Below are 16,485 nucleotides of genomic sequence, written 5' to 3'. Positions count from 1 at the left end.
TTTCATTCAAAGATCAAAAAAACCGGCTCTATTTAAGAACCGGGCTCGGCATTTTCATCCTGTGATGTGTGCAGATAACGCAAAAATAATTGATAGGAACAAAAGACATTTTGCTGAAGCATGCCCAAAAAATTCATTTGCAGCTGCGGATTGTAAGACATCATTTTTTTAAATGTGCAGTAAGGGATATTGAGAATCAGAATGTCTGAAGTGGCATTGACTGAGATAAAAGGCGATAAATACAGCCCGCCTTTTTCATCAATCGGAAACACATCGCCTTTTTCCCACAGCGCAACGGTTTTCGATCCTTCAGGGAGCCTGCTGTCCATAAAACGGACACTGCCTTTTAATACAATATAAACGGATTGAGAATGAAGAAAGGGTGGAGACTGCTCAGATGTTCCGCGGATAAACGTCCCGTTTTTCAGCAAGGTTTCGACAATGGATAGAGGCACTTCATTAAACATAGGAAGTTGTTTCAGAAATAATAAATAGTCACACTGATTCATAGGAAATCCTCCTGTGCTAAGGATAGCTTTAGTGTAGCTCGATTGAGCCTGTACAGCAGTGATGTATTTCACAGCCTGTATGATGAATGTCACTTATCGGGAGGATGACTGCATCTATAATGAAATAAAAAAGGAGGATTTCGATGAAGGCGCTGATTCCGAACCAGCACGGCGCATGGGCAATGCTGCTGATTCCATTTTTACTCGGGATGATCAAGGGAGGCCCCGTTTTCTGGCATATTCCGCTCTTCTTAGGCTGGCTTTTCCTTTACTTGGCGGTTTATCCCATCACGCTTGCTTTGAAAAAGAAGCAGATCAAATCCTATCAAAAGTGGATATATTATTACGGTGTTCCGGCCTGCTGTTTTTTGATTATTCCTGTCTTTCATAAGCCGCCGCTCATCTGGGTTGGCGTTTCTTTATTGCCGCTGTTCCTCATTCATATGTATTATGCCCGCCGAAAAAATGAACGGGCGCTAGTGAACGATATTGCGGGTGTCTTGTTCTTTTGTTCAGGCGGGCTTGCGAGCTGCTGGCTGGGGACGGGAACCCTTGACGGCTGGGCTTGGTTTATTTTTTCTCAATCTGCTTTATTTTTTATCGGAAGTTCCTTTTATGTGAAGTCGGTGATCCGGGAGAGAAAAAACAGCGTATTTGCATACTGGTCATGGGGATACCATCTGCTGTCCCCCTTTCTATCCGCTCTTCTCGGAGCAGGATGGGCATTTCTTGCTTTTATCCCAAGCAGTTTGCGGGCATGGTTTTTTCACGGAAGGGACTGGCCCGCGAAAACGATCGGCATTCTAGAAATCGTGAATGCCTGCTTCTTTTTTGCCGTCATTTGTATGTTTATCACTAGATAAAAAACCAAGGACCGCCGGCGGTCCTTGGTTTTTTCAGTCAATATTGCAAATCTCCAGCGGACAGTTTTCACACTCGATCTCGCATCGCAAATAGTCCCGCTTGTGCAAAATAATTTTTCCGGATTCTTCTATCGAAATCACCCCTTGTTTGCGGAGGTCCCCCAGCATACGGTTGACGCTTTCCCTTGCCGCTGCGCAAAACTTTGCCAAATCTTGATTTGTCAGCACAATGTTAATCAGAATGCCATCGCTTCGTTCCACACCGTAGCTGTTTGATAAGCGGATAAGGGTGGAGTAGAGCGCCCCCTTTTTGCCGTGAAGAAGCAGATCCCTTATTTTGGACTGGATTTTCCGGAGGTGAGTGCTCATCCATTTCATAAATTCAAATGTCAAAGCACCGTTTTGGATTAATTCCTTTTCCAGCTTGTTTTTATTAATGACGAGCACCTCGCCATCCTCTAGCACTTTTGCACTGAGCATATATCTCGGCTCTTCAGTGAAAAGTGTTAATTCCCCGACGATATCATGCTTTTGGCAGATTCTAAGTGTCAGGTCTTTGCCGTCAGATGTCAGCTTGCCGATTTCAATGAGTCCTGATTGAATCAGATAAAGCTCTTCTGCATCCATTCCTTCCCGAAACAAATACGTGTGTTTTTCCATTTTTCTTTTCGTACTAATCGATTCCAGCAATTCATGCAGATCGCTGGAAATAAGATCACTATCAGATGGTCGAACAGAGAGAAAATTCATGAGCTCACCTCGAAGAAAGTCACGTTGTATATTTATTGTAACGTGAATTGATTTGCACCCATCCAGAAAAAACTAACAATCTTGTGAATGCCCAGTGTTAGTTGACGCTCTGACTGTTTCTCTCCGTGTGCGTTTTCATTCTTTCCTGCCAATACATCCATATGACAAGGACAAAGCTGGCTAACGCCACTTCCGAAAGCGCCATAAAACCGATCGCATATTGGCCTGTCGCCTGAAATACACTCGCCAATATCAGCGGAGGGAAAAAACCGCCTAATCCGCCCATAGCAGACACAATCCCATTGGCAATCCCCGCTTGCTTCGAAAAATAGAAAGGCACCAGTTTAAAAACGGTCCCGTTTCCTATGCCTGAGCAGACGGCCACCGTTAATGACCCAAACGTATAAAGGCCGATCGTCGGCGAGAACGATAAGATAATGCCTGATAATGTAAGTCCCGCAAAAACGAACATCAAGATGCGGAGCGGGCTCATTTTATCAGCCAAGAGTCCTCCCACAGGCCTGAGCAGCGTTGATACGGCAATAAAGCCAGCCGTCCGCAAACCGGCGTCCGCAGGATTCAGCCCAAAGTACTCCACCAGAAAGTTCGGCAGATAGATGGTGAAGGCGACAAAGGCGCCAAACGTAATAAAATAAAACAGGCTCAAAAACCACAGGATATGATTTCGGTAAACGGCTTTGATTTGAGTTTTTACGGAAACATTCACTTTCTTCTCATGCCTGTCGCCGAACAATACATGCAGCAATGCAAAGACAGCAAGCAGAACCATATACATCTGCACGGTTGCTTTCCATCCCACAGCTTGAGCGATAACCGGCGCCGCAAATGTGGTAATGGCGGTTCCGATGTTTCCGGCCCCGTAAATCCCATTGACGACACCGTGCTTTTCTTTCGGATAATATTTCGGAAGGGATGTCACCCCAATGGAGAATACCGCTCCCCCGGTCCCTAAGAAAAAACCGCCCGCGATTAAATCAAACAGAGAATCCGCGATACTGATCCAAAAGACAGGAAACAAAAGCAGGATGAAGCTGATCATAAACATCAGCCGCGCGCCAAACCTGTTCGTTAAATACCCTAAAGGAATGCGAAGAAGCGACCCGAGGATAACGGGAATCGCTGTCACCAAAGAAATCTCGCCTTTGCTTAAATGAATATCTAATGTAATTTGGGAAATGAGTGATGAAATCAGCACCCAAACCATAAACCCTGCCACCAAGCTTAATGACTGTAACGATAATTGAATGTGTTGACGGTTGATCATTCGGCTTGCCCCTTTCAATGATTCAATAATCAGTCTTATCATACAAAAACTCAGCAAACAGGATTGTGAATTACATCACACGTTTTACGCATAAAAAAAAGACAAAGCCCGAAGACTTTGCCCTTTGATCATGATTACATTTTTTCCGGAGCCGATACGCCGATCAGCTGAAGCGCATTGTTCAGCGTAATTTGCGTTGCCTTCATTAAAGCCAGGCGCGCGCGGCTTTTCTCTTCATTTTCAGGGTCGATGACTTTCTCTGCGTTGTAGAAGCTGTGCAGTGCAGAAGCCAGATCATAAATATAGTTTGTGACACGGTGCGGAATTCGTTTTTCCGCTGCTTCCGCCACCGCCTCTGGGAAGCCGCCGATTGTTTTCAGCAGGTCATACTCTTTTTCTGATTGAATATGGCTGAAATCAAGGTCCGCCGCAGGCTTAAGTCCCTGCTCTTCCCCTTGGCGAAGCATGCTGCAAATACGGGCATGTGCGTATTGTGCATAATACACAGGGTTTTCGTTAGATGTTGATACAGCAAGATCTAAGTCAAAATCCATATGCGTATCAGCACTGCGCATCGCAAAGAAGTAACGCACGGCATCCAAGCCGACTTCTTCAATCAGGTCGCGCATCGTTACCGCTTTACCTGTCCGTTTGCTCATTTTCATTTTCTCGCCGTTTTTGTAAAGGTGAACGAGCTGAATGATTTCTACTTCAAGCGTTCCTTTTTCATAGCCCAGCGCTTCAATTGCTGCTTTCATACGCGGGATGTAGCCGTGGTGATCGGCGCCCCAAACGTTGATCAGCTTATCAAAGCCGCGGTCAAGCTTGTCCTTATGATACGCGATATCAGGCAGCAGGTACGTATACGTGCCGTCCTTCTTGATCAATACGCGGTCTTTATCATCGCCAAACGTCGTAGAGCGGAACCAAGTCGCGCCGTCTTCTTCATAGACATGGCCTTTTTCGCGGATCGCTTCAAGCGCCTTATCGATTTTTCCGTTTTGGTACAGAGACGTTTCGGAATACCACACATCAAACGGCACACGAAAGTTTTCCAAGTCCTTGCGCAGCTTTTCCAGCTCGTATTTCAGACCGTATTCACGGAAAAATGCGAGGCGCTCGCTTTCCTCTTCGTTGACGAAACGGTCGCCGTATTCCTCAGCGAGACGCTTTCCGATCGCAATGATATCCTCGCCGCGGTAGCCATCCTCCGGCATCGGTTTTTCCAAGCCGAGCGCTTCAAAGTAACGGACTTCAACAGATAGCGCCAGGTTATTGATTTGGTTTCCGGCATCGTTAATGTAGTATTCGCGGCTCACATCGTAGCCCGCTTTTGAAAGCACATTGCACAAAGAATCGCCGACAGCTGCACCGCGGGCATGGCCGAGGTGAAGGTCTCCCGTCGGATTCGCTGAGACGAATTCCACCTGGACTCGTTCACCGTTTCCGATGTTCGTTTCCCCGTATGCTTCCCCTGCTTCTAATACAGACGGAATCAGCTTCGTTAAATATTGATTGTTCATATAAAAATTGATAAAACCCGGGCCAGCGATATCTAGTTTTTCAATCGAAGCCTTTCCTTTATCAAAATGAGAGACAATCTCTTCAGCAATTTGGCGCGGCGCTTTTTTTGCGATTCTTGCCAGCTGCATCGCCATATTTGTTGAATAATCGCCGTGTGTTTTATCTTTCGGTGTTTCTAAAACGACATTAGGAATCTGGCTTTCTTCAGCCAGTCCCGCTTTCAGAACGGCCGCTTTGATTTCTTCTTTCAGCACGTCCTTCATTTGTTCCGCAATGTTCATGCGTGAGTTCCTCCCTCATACGTGATCGTCATATTATGTAAATGCTGCTGTTCGTCTCCGACATGCATGTCATATGCGATGCTGACACGGCCTTTTTCTTCACCGAGATCAGATTGAATCGATTTTGTGCTTGTTTTCAGCTCAAGCTCACCAAATGACATTTTATATTTAGCAATTGTGGAAGCTCCCGTTACGAAACGCTGATTCATTTTGACAGCGCCTGACCTCATGACCAGGACTTCGCCTTCGCTTACTTTCACAATCGTTTTTACTTTGCCTAAGTCGTGTTCTTCATAATAAGATAGATACACTTTATTTTGTTTTACATAGTAAAATCCGGTGGTGCGGAATTCGATGACTTCCTGGTTTCCGTCATCCTCGATCACAGACTTCACATGGAGTGTTATCGGTGTCTCTTGCTTCATTTTGACACGTCCTTTTCATCATTCCACTTTGACTTGAATAGTATAATCATTCCGTTTGTAAACTTCAACTGCTTCTATCTTACCATCATTGCTCAACAGATTTGAAGATAAACCTCATAAAAAGCATTTCCTTAATAGAAGAGAAAATGATATCACTAATTCCCTTTAGGAAATGTTACATTTTTCCGAAATCTATCATTTCTATTTCACATTTTCTTCAAAATATATGTATTGAATTGGTAATTTAATAGTTTTATCATAAACGTACAACATAGATCTGCTAGAAAAAACAAAAAAAGGGAGGATTCAATTATGAAAAAAGCTGTCATTGTAGAAAACAAAGGTTGTGCAACATGCTCGATCGGAGCCGCTTGTCTAGTGGACGGTCCTATCCCTGATTTTGAAATTGCCGGTGCTACAGGTCTATTCGGTCTATGGGGATAAGATTCTCCAAAAGGGCATAGTCATTCTACTATGCCCTTTTTAGTAAATTACAATTTTTAACTAAAATCTACCTCTTGGTTATACATACACAATCGTTTTTCATTTGAATCATATGTATAGGGGATGGTATTTTGTTTATAGAGCAGATGTTTCCATTTATTAATGAAAGTGTAAGAGTTCACCAGCTCCCTGAGGGCGGCGTGTTAGAAATCGACTACTTGCGCGATAATGTCTCCATTTCTGACTTTGAGTATTTGGATCTTAACAAAACGGCTTACGAGCTCTGCATGCGAATGGATGGGCAAAAAACGGCTGAACAGATTTTAGCGGAACAATGCGCCGTGTACGATGAATCACCGGAAGACCATAAGGATTGGTATTACGACATGCTCAACATGCTCCTGAACAAGCAGGTCATCCAGCTTGAAAATCGGTCCAGCCGTCATGCGATCACCACGAGCGGAAGCAACGAATTTCCGATGCCGCTGCACGCCACCTTTGAGCTGACGCACCGCTGTAATTTGAAATGCGCCCACTGTTATTTGGAAAGCTCGCCGGAAGCGCTCGGCACCGTGTCGATTGAGCAATTCAAGAAAACGGCTGATATGCTGTTTGACAACGGTGTATTGACATGCGAAATCACGGGCGGAGAAATTTTTGTCCATCCGAACGCCAATGAGATTCTTGACTATGTGTGCAAAAAGTTCAAAAAGGTCGCTGTCTTAACAAACGGAACACTCATGCGAAAAGAGAGCTTGGAGCTTTTGAAAGCTTACAAACAAAAAATCATTGTTGGCATTTCTCTCGATAGTGTGAATTCCGAGGTCCATGACTCCTTTAGAGGGAGAAAAGGCTCTTTTGCCCAAACTTGTAAAACGATAAAATTGTTGAGTGACCACGGTATATTTGTCAGAGTCGCCATGTCCGTTTTCGAAAAAAACATGTGGGAAATCCACGATATGGCCCAAAAGGTTCGGGATCTCGGGGCAAAGGCGTTCTCTTACAATTGGGTTGATGATTTCGGAAGAGGCAGAGATATTGTCCACCCCACAAAAGACGCCGAGCAGCACCGCAAATTTATGGAGTACGAGCAAAATATCATTGATGAGTTTAAAGATCTGATTCCGATTATTCCTTATGAGAGAAAACGCGCGGCAAATTGCGGCGCTGGCTGGAAGTCCATTGTGATCAGCCCGTTCGGAGAAGTACGTCCGTGCGCGCTCTTTCCGAAGGAGTTTTCATTGGGAAATATCTTTCATGATTCATATGAAAGCATCTTTAACTCCCCTCTCGTCCATAAACTGTGGCAAGCGCAGGCGCCGCGGTTCAGCGAGCATTGCATGAAAGACAAATGCCCGTTCAGCGGCTATTGCGGAGGCTGTTACTTAAAAGGGCTGAACTCTAACAAATATCACCGGAAAAACATTTGCTCTTGGGCGAAAAATGAACAATTAGAAGACGTGGTCCAGCTTATTTAGGAGGGAAACGATTTGTCACCAGCACAAAGAAGAATTTTACTGTATATCCTTTCATTTGTCTTTGTCATCGGCGCAGTCGTCTATTTTGTCAAAAGCGATTATCTGTTTACGCTGATTTTCATTGCCATTGCCATTCTGTTCGGGATGCGCGCGCGGAAGGCTGACTCGCGATGAGCATTTTGGATATACACGATGTATCCGTTTGGTATGAACGGGACAACGTCATCTTAGAGCACGTGGACTTACACTTAGAAAAAGGCGCCGTTTACGGATTGCTTGGGGTAAACGGTGCCGGAAAAACAACACTGATCAATACGCTGACAGGAGTGAACCGCAATTACAGCGGGGGCTTTACGCTGTGCGGCATTGAAGCGGAGGCCGGCATGCCGCAGAAAACATCAGATCAACTGAAGACTTACCGTTACTTCGCCGCAGATTATCCGCTGCTGTTTACAGAAATTACGGCGAAGGACTATGTGTCTTTCGTCCATTCGCTTTATCAAAAGGATTTTTCAGAGCAGCAGTTTGCCAGTTTGGCTGAGGCCTTTCATTTTTCAAAATACATCAACAGGAGAATCTCGGAGCTGTCCTTGGGAAACAGGCAAAAGGTTGTGTTGATGACAGGGTTATTGCTGCGGGCTCCCCTGTTTATTTTGGATGAGCCGCTCGTCGGTTTGGATGTGGAATCAATAGAGGTCTTTTATCAGAAAATGCGGGAGTACTGTGAGGAAGGCGGAACCATTTTGTTTTCTTCCCATCTGCTCGATGTCGTGCAGAGATTTTGTGACTTTGCGGCCATTCTTCACAACAAACAGATCCAAAAGGTCATTCCGATTGGAGAGGAGACCGATCTGCGGCGGGAATTTTTTGAGGTGATCGGCCATGAATAACATATTCCCCATCATGTCTTTGCTGTTCAAACAGCTTTACAGCCGGCAAGGGAAAAAGGACGCTATCCGCATTGCTGCAGGGCTTGTGATTCTCACCGTGTTTGAAATCGGGCTGATCCGCCAGGCCGGCATTGACGAATCGGTGTTGGGAAAAACATATATCATACTCGCGCTTCTCTTGATGAACGCATATATGGTGTTTCTTTCCGTGACATCTCAATGGAAGGAATCCTATATGAAGCTGAGCTGCCTGCTGCCGATTTCTTCACGGAGCTTTTGGGTCGCCCAGAGTGTCGTTCTGTTTGTCGATACCTGTTTGAGAAGAACGTTATTCTTTTTTATTTTACCGCTGTTCTTATTTGGAAACGGAACGCTGTCAGGGGTGCAAACATTGTTTTGGCTTGGCAGATTTTCGTTTTTTACCGTTTACTCGATAATATTCGGAGTTATGCTAAGCAACCATTTCGTCAAAAAGAAGAACTCGATGTTTCTGCTGCATGCGGCGGTATTCGCCTGTGTATGCCTCAGTGCCGCTTTTATGCCGGCCGTCACGATCCCGCTATGCGCGGTTCACATGCTGTGGGCAGTGATCATTGACTTTCCGGTCTTTCTGCAGGCGCCTCCGCAGCAGAGCAAGATGCATTCTTTTATGCGGCGATCTGAATTTTCGTTTTACAAAAGAGAATGGAACCGATTTATTTCTTCTAAAGCGATGCTGTTAAATTACGTGGTGATGGCGGCGTTCAGCGGATTCTTTTCGTTCCAGATGATGAACACCGGCATCTTCAATCAGCAAGTGATTTATATTGTGATTTCCGCCCTTTTGCTAATTTGCTCGCCGATCGCCCTTTTGTACTCTATTGAAAAAAACGATAGCACGCTGCTCATCACGCTTCCAATTAAACGAAGAACGATGTTTTGGGCGAAATATCGCTTTTATTCAGGCCTATTGGCCGGCGGATTTCTCCTTGTCGCTATCATTGTGGGCTTCATCAGCGGCCGCCCGATTTCAGCCCTTACTTTTGTGCAGTGTATGGAATTGCTGCTGGCGGGCGCGTTTATCCGGTTAACCGCAGATGAAAAAAGGCCGTCCTTCGGCTGGCAGACGGAGCAGCAGCTCTGGAGCGGATTTTCAAAATACCGGTCTTATCTATTTTGTCTTCCCCTTTTCTTAGCCACATTAGCCGGCACCGCTGTCTCCTTGGCGGTGATTCCAATTGCGGCGCTGATCATAGTTTATTACCTGCAAAAACAGGATGGTGGTTTCTTTGATACAAGCAAAAGAGAACGGCTTGGAAGTTAACCTGCTGAAGACTCATCAATTTTCAACAATCTCAATCGCCGCGAGCTTTCTGAAGCCGATCGAAAGCGCGGCGGAGCCTGAAGAAGAAACAATCTATTTTTACGGCGCGGCTGCACACCTGAAGCAGCAAATCATTGACGCTTTCGGTTACGCCGCCGGCAGCCGCTTTATGTATTCAGCGAATCTCTTTTTTGACCAGCAGCTAAAAACCTGCGGAACCCGTTTGATTCACCCGTCATTTAACAAGAATCTTCAAGTTGATGCCCTGATGAAGACATTTGCAGACATGACTTTTCCTTCTTCTCTTTCAGCAGATGCTGTTGAAAAGGCAAAGGATGAACTGCTGCTCAAAATCGAAAAGAAATTCGCTGACCCCTTCTCCTACTCGGCCGCCCGCTTGGCGGAGGAAGCATTCGGAAACCCGATGTACGGCACAGCCATGTTTGGCCGAAAAGACAAGATACAGGCAATCCATCCACAACGGTTTCTTAATGCAACGGATTTCATCGTTGATTTATTGTCCCAACAAAAACAGCTGAACATATTGGGACATGTACAAGCATGTGATATTCCGGGACATGCATCGCAAACGTCCGCCATAACGGCCGGAAGATTCCTCGTGAACCGGCATGTTTTTGAAACAGAGACACGCAGCGCAACAGGTCCTTCCGTCTTGACTCTCGGATTTGACTGCGGGGAGTTGAAAGATGCCAGCGATTATATCAAAATCCAGCTAATAGACGGATTGCTCGGAAAGTACGGACATTCCGCTTTATTCAAGCATTTCCGCGAAAAGGATCTGGCAGTCTATCATGTCATCACCCGATACGACATCATGAACAATTTGCTGCTTGTTTCAATATGTACGGATCAGCTTCATGAGAAAGAGATCCCCCCGCGCGTTTTGGAAGCTGTCTCACATTTTTCAGCCGATGAGCGGGAACTAGAACAGGCAAAGCAATTTTTACGCAATGAAATGCTGCTGCAATTCGATTCTCCCGAAGGGCTTTTAGCCTATATGGGAATCCTGCGCCGCTTCTCCTGCACGAAAGAAGACTTGCTGGATGGCATCTCAGCGGTTACGTGCCGCGATGTATTGCCATTCATAGCGACTATCAATTATATCGGAGCTCATGTAGTAAGGGGATGAAGAGATGGAAAAGAAAGCCTTTTTTCAACAACTGGATGAACGAACCGATATCAGATACACAGACAGCGGGCTGAAAATATTCAGATTGAAGTTCCCCCGTGCCCATTTGCTGCTGTGCAATGTGAAAATCGATTTTGGAAGCCGGGATATCCGCTTACAGGCAGAATCAGGTGACACGCTTCTCCCGTATGGCACAGCGCATTTTTTAGAGCATCTTCTCTTCTGGCATAATGGCCGCAATCTGTACAATGATTTTTTTGCGCATGGCGCGCTTTTAAACGCGTTCACCACCTACACCGATACCAATTTCATGTTTACCTCATTGCCGGATCGGCTCGGACAGACGATCCCCATCCTGCTTGATGCGTTATGGAACCACTCATTTGACAAGAAGGTGATCACTCAGGAAAAAGCTGTGATTACAAGCGAAATTCAAACAGCACACCTCAATCATCAGCTCTCTTACCATTATCAGCTGATCAGCATGCTTTCTCCCGCCTCACCTGCTGCCGTCTTCCCCGCAGGCAGAATCGAGGACATTAAGGCGCTGGACATCTGTGATTTACAAAAAGCCTACAATGCCGCCTATCAGCCCCAGCGGATGACGCTGTTTTTGATCGGAGGCTCAGAAGACACGGAAGCCCTTTTGCCTCCTCACCTCCGGCTGGAAAAGCGTCCAGATCATAAAGCAGAAAGAAAAATCATCTCCGTTTCCTCTCCACCAGCCCTCTCACAAAAGATGGTGCTTGGTAATGAGGAGCGGATGGAAGACACATGGACCGGATTACAGATCGGCGCAATTCCCGGAGAAAACAATCTGTTGACGTTAAAGCTTTATTGGGACATCGCGTCTCGTATTCTATTTCAATTAGATTCACCGTTTTTTCAAGAGATTCAGCAAACATACCGCCTGGAAATCGATCGCTTATCAGCCGAGGCTCACATGTATGAGGATGGCGGTTTTTTGATCCTTCACAGTCAAGGGGCGCATTCTTCGGCTTATATTGATGTCGCTTCCTATTATGTCACACAGCAAAAACAACAGATTGAGGCCTGGCTCCAATACGGCAAGGATTCTTTGACGGACGCGATCATTTATGACAGCGATTATGTTCGTAAATGCTTCGAATGGGCGGCCGAGTGTGACAGGTGCGATTGCACGTTTCTCGACATGTACCGAATCATTCACGGTATGAATAGTCAAGATTTCTTGTCTCTCATTGATGCATTGGCATCTTCTAAAAAAGCGGTCATTCATGTTTCTCAGAAAGAGGCGATCGGACAATGAGAAAAAGCAATGTCTTTACCGTGTTGCTGCTGCTCTCAGGTATGGCGGCTTATTCCTTCGGCTGGGTTCAGGCCGTCGCCGAAGCCGCAGCGCAATATGTACAGATATTTAATAACGATGCTTTGCAGCTCGGACTGCTGGCTTGTATCGCTGCCGTTCTGATGCTGCCTGCTTTTCTCTATCTTCACTATGTCATCCAATCCGTGAAAAACATGACAGCAGCTTTTCAGAAACTCATACAGTCTCATCAAAGCTGCTGTGACTTCCAGCATCACAGATTGTGCAGCCGCTATGCGGAAGACGTCAAATCGCTGCGTGACAGCTATAAAAATGTCCGCCAAACATACGTGATGGCTTCTGTATTATGCCAAGTCATCATATTCGGCTGCATGTTCGAAATCGTTAAAGCCGTCCCTTTCCGCCTTCACACGCCCCCTGCCGTTTCAATGGGACTGGCATTGTTGCTGATTTTGTATTTATTGTTTTACATGCGAACATACTTGCTGCAGCTTTTCCAGCATGGTACCCTGTTCAAAAAAATTCTTGCGGGAGTGCTGACAGTAGCCGGGATTGGGTGGATGCTCAGTTTCACCATAAGTGAACTGCTGTTTCTGGTCATCCTGGCTGCCATCCAGCAGATCGGATCATTTATTTATAAACGATTCTCTAATCACGGCTTCACTTCTCTCGACCTGTGAAATAAGCTATATCGCTATCACAGACGGACCGTCCCCAACCGGAATCACCGTCACAGCTGTATCATCACTCGTGCGGTACACGGTCACGGTATTATTGTTAGGCTGTGCCGCATAAATATACTGATTGTAGATGTTGATTAAATTGCAATGGCCCCCGGTGAAACCCCAAGAGATATCACAGTTTCCTCAGAATAATCATCTGTGTTGTAAACAATGATGCTCTGCTCTATAAAACGAGTTGCATACAGAAATTCGCCATTCGGGGTAAACGCATAGTCTGTTGCTGATTGCGGAAGATTTCCAATTACGCCTGCTCCATTCGGACTGACAGAATATAAATTGCCAGTGAAGCTGTCATGTAAATACACCTCTGATCCACTCGTAAACATTACATATAGCCCGTCAGGCTCCAGCTCTTGGGTATCCCTGATCGTAAACGTATTTAAATCAATAACCGTCAAATAATTGAATAAGAATTCTTGTTCTAATACATACGCATACCGCTCCGTAGAATCTGTTTCTATGGATGATACGATAAGCTCTCGTTCAATCGTTCCTGTGACTTCGCCGGTGAATAGGTCCACTTTTTGCACTAAACCAAAATTAAGAACATAGGCGAATAACCCATTGGGATCAATTGCAATATCAAAACCTTCTACAGGAATAGACCTCTCGACAGCCAACGTATCAATTCTAATCACATAAATGACAGTGCCGGCGAAAGCATAAGCAAATTCATGATTAGGGATAAATGTAATCGATTGAGGCTGCTGCAAAATAGATGCTGTCACCGTTAATGTCTCATAGTCGATGACAGAAATCACATTATTGTTGAAATGCAAGACAAACACAGCGCTTTTATCCGGAGTTATTTCAATATCTGTCGGCCGGTACGGAAGAGCAATCGTTGTCACAACAGTATGAGTGTTTGTATCAATCACAGAAACTGATTGATCATTTGGATTCGCCGTAAACGCATAAACAGGCTCCGGCTCCGGTACAAGCACAATCGTCCCCGTCACCGATAAAGGACTGCCGTAGAACGGCGGAACGACAACAAGGTTCTCGATCGTGATGCCACTGAAATCCGGGCAATCATCCGGGTTATCAGAATAATAGACGACTTGATCGATCTCTGCATTGTGAATGACAGAAACGGCCCCGTCCCCTTGTCCATATTGATTTCGCACTGGTGAGACACTGACGAGAAGCGTAACGGTTCCCTGCAGGCGTACTGCAAATTGAACACCGATTTCATCAGGCTCAGGCCCCGTCTCAATTAAGCAACGTTCACTGACACAAGAAAGGCTGTCTGCATTCCACGTGACGTTTGCAACAGCTTCAGCCGGATCAACAACAAACCCCTCAGGCAATTCAATCGGCGCTTGAAACATTGCTTCACGGCTAGCTTCTTCCTCACAAAAACATAAACATTCTTCTTGTGTGGCTCCTGCTTTTTCTTTAAAGGAAAGCTTGTTTTTTCTCATACCTTCACTTCCTTTTCAGAAATACACTGCTCACGCAGATACAACAGAATATGGAAGGTGAATGTGTTTGCTTGTACAAATTGCTGAGGGCAAAAGCAGTTTTTGAAAAAATCCCCATCAATGCGGTGTAACGAAAGAAAAGATTGCGGTTTTTTTGCGCTTCTCACAAGAATGATGATGATAAAATATGACATATATAGAATAATGAAGGGAGGGATTTGCAAACGTGACAGGTGTCATATCTTCTTCTTCCGTCGGAGAAAAGATTAACGAATGGTATATGTACATACGCCGATTCAGCATACCCGATGCAGAGTATTTGCGAAGAGAAATCAAACAAGAGCTGGATCAAATGGAAGAAGATCAGGATCTTCATTTGTACTATTCACTGATGGAATTCCGGCACAACCTGATGCTTGAGTACCTTGAACCACTAGAGAAAATGCGGATCGAGGAACAGCCGAGATTGTCAGATTTGCTGCTTGAGATTGATAAAAAACAGGCGCGTTTAACTGGAGTCCTTGATTATTATTTTAATTTCTTCAGGGGCATGTATGAGCTAGACCAGCGGGAATATCTGTCGGCTATTAAATTTTTTAAAAAGGCCGAAAGCAAGTTGATATTTGTTAAGGATCGGATAGAGAAGGCAGAGTTTTTCTTTAAGATGTCTGAGGTTTACTATTATATGAAACAAACCTATGTATCAATGGATTATGCTAGACAAGCGTATGAAATTTATACAGCACAGACTGCATATGATATAAGGCTTACTCAGTGCCACTCCTTGTTTGGGGCAAATTTCTTGGATCTAAAACAATATGATCAAGCGATATCTCATTTTCAAAAAGCTTTTTCGATGGCTGATGCGGAACAGCTGCCTCAATTAATGGGAAGAACTCTATATAATGTTGCGCTTTGTCACAATAACCAAAAAGACTATCAAAATGCTATAGATCACTTGGTAAGAGCTATCACTGTATTTGAGAATGCAGAAATCATAAATTCCCTTCCTCAGCCATACTTCTTGATTACACAAATATATTTTAATTTAGGTAATCTGATAAAAGCAGAAGAATATTATAATAAGGGATTAGCCCATTCTCTAAAAGCTGAGGATAATGTTTATCTCCTCAAGTTTGAATTTTTAAAATCTTTACACTTATCTGGTCCTGATGAAGAACAAATTAATAAATGTTTTCTTTTCCTTGAAAGTAAAATGATGTACGCTGATATGGAGGATTTAGCCCTTGATGCAGCCAAATACTACTATAAGTTAGAGGATTTTAAGAAAGCCTCCGCTTATTTTTTGAAGGTTGAAGATATCAGACAGCACATTCAAGGAGGAGTGAATTTGTATGAAATTGAAGTATAAGTTACTAATCGGTTGTTTGACAGTAAGTGCTGCTGTATTGTTTTGGAGTGGGGTAACACCCATGTTTATACACGATATTGAGATTGCTGAACGAGCCATGATATAAATAAAAAACCGCTGTCCATCGGCGGTTTTTTTGACCCCTCTTTGCCCAGTCTTCCAATCCATGCTAAGATTTTTCAACACATCATGGGAGAGGATGGCAAGGTACTATGTCTCTGGAAAGTGTGAAAACCAACTTTAAACAGTGGAATCGGAAACAGGATGTCATGGAGCGCAACAGTTGAACAGGCGGCTGAAACCATCGGCGTAAGGCCGGCAAGGATCGCCAAGAAGCTGTCCGGCAAACATTTGGCTTTAAAGCAAGAATGTTCTCTCCTGATGAGGTACTTGAGCAGACAGGCCATGAAATTGGAGGAGTTTGCCCGTTTGGATTGGCTCATGACCTGGAGGTTTATTTTGATGTATCGCTGAAACCGTTTGAAACTGTTTTTCCGGCATGCGGCAGCAGAGACTCCGCTATTGAATTAACGTTAGAAGATCCGAATTTTCTTACTCAAAAGAGTGGGTTGATGTTTGTAAAGGCTGGAAATAAAAAAACATCCAGACAAGGGGACTGACCCCCGTTTTTGAGACAGGGATCAAAACACCTTTTAAACAGCCAATTGCCGATAGTTTATCGGTGATTGGTTGTTTAGTTTCGTTTGAATACGAATATTGTTATAATAATGAATGTAT

17 protein-coding genes and 2 pseudogenes are annotated in these 16,485 nt (G+C 44.6%); 11 read left to right on the top strand and 8 right to left on the bottom strand.

All coding sequences use genetic code 11. From position 1 onward, the window contains the following. Window positions 1-32: 32 nt before the first annotated feature. On the bottom strand, window positions 33-509 hold the full coding sequence (gene arfM, locus AC0DBE_RS18115) for a Crp/Fnr family transcriptional regulator ArfM (RefSeq protein WP_079287536.1): 477 nt from the start codon (window positions 507-509) through the stop codon (window positions 33-35). A gap of 143 nt (window positions 510-652) precedes the next feature. Between arfM and AC0DBE_RS18110 the strand changes: the two genes are divergently transcribed. Beyond that, complete coding sequence (locus AC0DBE_RS18110) at window positions 653-1,372, top strand: YwiC-like family protein (protein WP_472963181.1); 720 nt, start codon at window positions 653-655, stop codon at window positions 1,370-1,372. A gap of 33 nt (window positions 1,373-1,405) precedes the next feature. On the opposite strand, the gene fnr is transcribed toward AC0DBE_RS18110, so the two are convergent. The 4 genes from fnr to AC0DBE_RS18090 form a co-directional block, all read right to left on the bottom strand. Continuing rightward, entirely contained in the window at window positions 1,406-2,122 is a 717-nt protein-coding gene (gene fnr / locus AC0DBE_RS18105) for a fumarate/nitrate reduction transcriptional regulator Fnr (protein WP_014115542.1), read from the bottom strand. Between the two features lie 97 nt (window positions 2,123-2,219). Beyond that, window positions 2,220-3,407 carry a nitrate transporter NarK gene (gene narK, locus AC0DBE_RS18100; protein WP_472963177.1) on the bottom strand — a complete coding sequence of 396 codons (1,188 nt, stop codon included), beginning with the start codon at window positions 3,405-3,407 and terminating at the stop codon, window positions 2,220-2,222. 134 nt (window positions 3,408-3,541) lie between these two features. Then, on the bottom strand, window positions 3,542-5,212 hold the full coding sequence (gene argS / locus AC0DBE_RS18095) for an arginine--tRNA ligase (protein ID WP_079287538.1): 1,671 nt from the start codon (window positions 5,210-5,212) through the stop codon (window positions 3,542-3,544). Beyond that, window positions 5,209-5,637 carry a YwiB family protein gene (locus AC0DBE_RS18090; RefSeq protein WP_014115545.1) on the bottom strand — a complete coding sequence of 143 codons (429 nt, stop codon included), beginning with the start codon at window positions 5,635-5,637 and terminating at the stop codon, window positions 5,209-5,211. Before AC0DBE_RS18090 ends, argS begins: the two co-directional genes overlap by 4 nt. A 312-nt stretch (window positions 5,638-5,949) precedes the next feature. Here AC0DBE_RS18090 and sboA point away from each other — a divergent pair, with 312 nt between their 5' ends. The 8 genes from sboA to AC0DBE_RS18050 all read left to right on the top strand — a co-directional run bounded on the left by sboA (window position 5,950) and on the right by AC0DBE_RS18050 (window position 12,888). Continuing rightward, window positions 5,950-6,081, top strand: coding sequence for a subtilosin A (sboA, locus tag AC0DBE_RS18085; RefSeq protein WP_003222002.1), 132 nt, complete (start codon window positions 5,950-5,952; stop codon window positions 6,079-6,081). 131 nt (window positions 6,082-6,212) lie between these two features. Further along, window positions 6,213-7,559, top strand: a complete 1,347-nt coding sequence (gene albA / locus AC0DBE_RS18080) for a subtilosin maturase AlbA (RefSeq protein WP_014115546.1) — start codon at window positions 6,213-6,215, stop codon at window positions 7,557-7,559. 12 nt (window positions 7,560-7,571) lie between these two features. Next, window positions 7,572-7,733: an antilisterial bacteriocin subtilosin biosynthesis protein AlbB gene (albB, locus tag AC0DBE_RS18075; protein WP_061186507.1), complete on the top strand. Its 162-nt coding sequence runs from the start codon at window positions 7,572-7,574 to the stop codon at window positions 7,731-7,733. After that, window positions 7,730-8,449 carry an ATP-binding cassette domain-containing protein gene (locus AC0DBE_RS18070; protein WP_014115548.1) on the top strand — a complete coding sequence of 240 codons (720 nt, stop codon included), beginning with the start codon at window positions 7,730-7,732 and terminating at the stop codon, window positions 8,447-8,449. Before albB ends, AC0DBE_RS18070 begins: the two co-directional genes overlap by 4 nt. Beyond that, window positions 8,442-9,752: an antilisterial bacteriocin subtilosin biosynthesis protein AlbD gene (albD, locus tag AC0DBE_RS18065; protein WP_472963170.1), complete on the top strand. Its 1,311-nt coding sequence runs from the start codon at window positions 8,442-8,444 to the stop codon at window positions 9,750-9,752. The genes AC0DBE_RS18070 and albD overlap by 8 nt, the downstream gene beginning before the upstream one ends. Next, complete coding sequence (locus AC0DBE_RS18060; RefSeq protein ID WP_090557195.1) at window positions 9,742-10,902, top strand: insulinase family protein; 1,161 nt, start codon at window positions 9,742-9,744, stop codon at window positions 10,900-10,902. Before albD ends, AC0DBE_RS18060 begins: the two co-directional genes overlap by 11 nt. Window positions 10,903-10,906: 4 nt before the next feature. Next, the gene (locus tag AC0DBE_RS18055; protein WP_242733686.1) at window positions 10,907-12,190 is read left to right on the top strand and encodes a M16 family metallopeptidase; all 1,284 of its coding nucleotides are present in this window, start codon (window positions 10,907-10,909) and stop codon (window positions 12,188-12,190) included. Then, window positions 12,187-12,888 (top strand): bacteriocin biosynthesis protein AlbG, encoded by a 702-nt coding sequence (locus AC0DBE_RS18050; protein WP_472963167.1) that lies wholly within the window; start codon window positions 12,187-12,189, stop codon window positions 12,886-12,888. Before AC0DBE_RS18055 ends, AC0DBE_RS18050 begins: the two co-directional genes overlap by 4 nt. Window positions 12,889-12,894: 6 nt before the next feature. Here the strand turns inward: AC0DBE_RS18050 and AC0DBE_RS18045 are convergent. Together AC0DBE_RS18045 and AC0DBE_RS18040 are read right to left on the bottom strand one after the other, a co-directional pair. After that, window positions 12,895-13,014 (bottom strand): annotated as a pseudogene (locus AC0DBE_RS18045) (hypothetical protein); the annotation flags it as partial. 11 nt (window positions 13,015-13,025) lie between these two features. Continuing rightward, window positions 13,026-14,375, bottom strand: coding sequence for a YncE family protein (locus AC0DBE_RS18040; protein WP_472963164.1), 1,350 nt, complete (start codon window positions 14,373-14,375; stop codon window positions 13,026-13,028). Between the two features lie 226 nt (window positions 14,376-14,601). On the opposite strand from AC0DBE_RS18040, the gene AC0DBE_RS18035 reads away from it, so the two are divergent. Together AC0DBE_RS18035 and AC0DBE_RS18030 are read left to right on the top strand one after the other, a co-directional pair. Beyond that, window positions 14,602-15,747 carry a response regulator aspartate phosphatase gene (locus AC0DBE_RS18035; RefSeq protein WP_242733680.1) on the top strand — a complete coding sequence of 382 codons (1,146 nt, stop codon included), beginning with the start codon at window positions 14,602-14,604 and terminating at the stop codon, window positions 15,745-15,747. Between the two features lie 212 nt (window positions 15,748-15,959). Continuing rightward, window positions 15,960-16,342, top strand: a pseudogene (locus AC0DBE_RS18030) (YbaK/EbsC family protein). Window positions 16,343-16,400: 58 nt separating this feature from the next. Here AC0DBE_RS18030 and AC0DBE_RS18025 read toward each other — a convergent pair. Continuing rightward, the coding region (locus AC0DBE_RS18025) for an IS3 family transposase (protein WP_131121716.1) at window positions 16,401-16,485 on the bottom strand (85 nt) is incomplete at its 5' end.

This window comes from Bacillus sp. VA15 (genome assembly GCF_055721145.1).
Note: the sequence above shows the minus strand (reverse complement) of the source record. Positions and strands in the feature narration are given on the sequence as shown.

Coding starts and splice junctions, on each gene's coding strand:
- arfM (WP_079287536.1), bottom strand. CDS start 509: ATGAATCAGTGTGACTATTTATTATTTCTGAAACAACTTCCTATGTTT.
- AC0DBE_RS18110 (WP_472963181.1), top strand. CDS start 653: ATGAAGGCGCTGATTCCGAACCAGCACGGCGCATGGGCAATGCTGCTG.
- fnr (WP_014115542.1), bottom strand. CDS start 2,122: ATGAATTTTCTCTCTGTTCGACCATCTGATAGTGATCTTATTTCCAGC.
- narK (WP_472963177.1), bottom strand. CDS start 3,407: ATGATCAACCGTCAACACATTCAATTATCGTTACAGTCATTAAGCTTG.
- argS (WP_079287538.1), bottom strand. CDS start 5,212: ATGAACATTGCGGAACAAATGAAGGACGTGCTGAAAGAAGAAATCAAA.
- AC0DBE_RS18090 (WP_014115545.1), bottom strand. CDS start 5,637: ATGAAGCAAGAGACACCGATAACACTCCATGTGAAGTCTGTGATCGAG.
- sboA (WP_003222002.1), top strand. CDS start 5,950: ATGAAAAAAGCTGTCATTGTAGAAAACAAAGGTTGTGCAACATGCTCG.
- AC0DBE_RS18070 (WP_014115548.1), top strand. CDS start 7,730: ATGAGCATTTTGGATATACACGATGTATCCGTTTGGTATGAACGGGAC.
- albD (WP_472963170.1), top strand. CDS start 8,442: ATGAATAACATATTCCCCATCATGTCTTTGCTGTTCAAACAGCTTTAC.
- AC0DBE_RS18055 (WP_242733686.1), top strand. CDS start 10,907: ATGGAAAAGAAAGCCTTTTTTCAACAACTGGATGAACGAACCGATATC.
- AC0DBE_RS18050 (WP_472963167.1), top strand. CDS start 12,187: ATGAGAAAAAGCAATGTCTTTACCGTGTTGCTGCTGCTCTCAGGTATG.
- AC0DBE_RS18040 (WP_472963164.1), bottom strand. CDS start 14,375: ATGAGAAAAAACAAGCTTTCCTTTAAAGAAAAAGCAGGAGCCACACAA.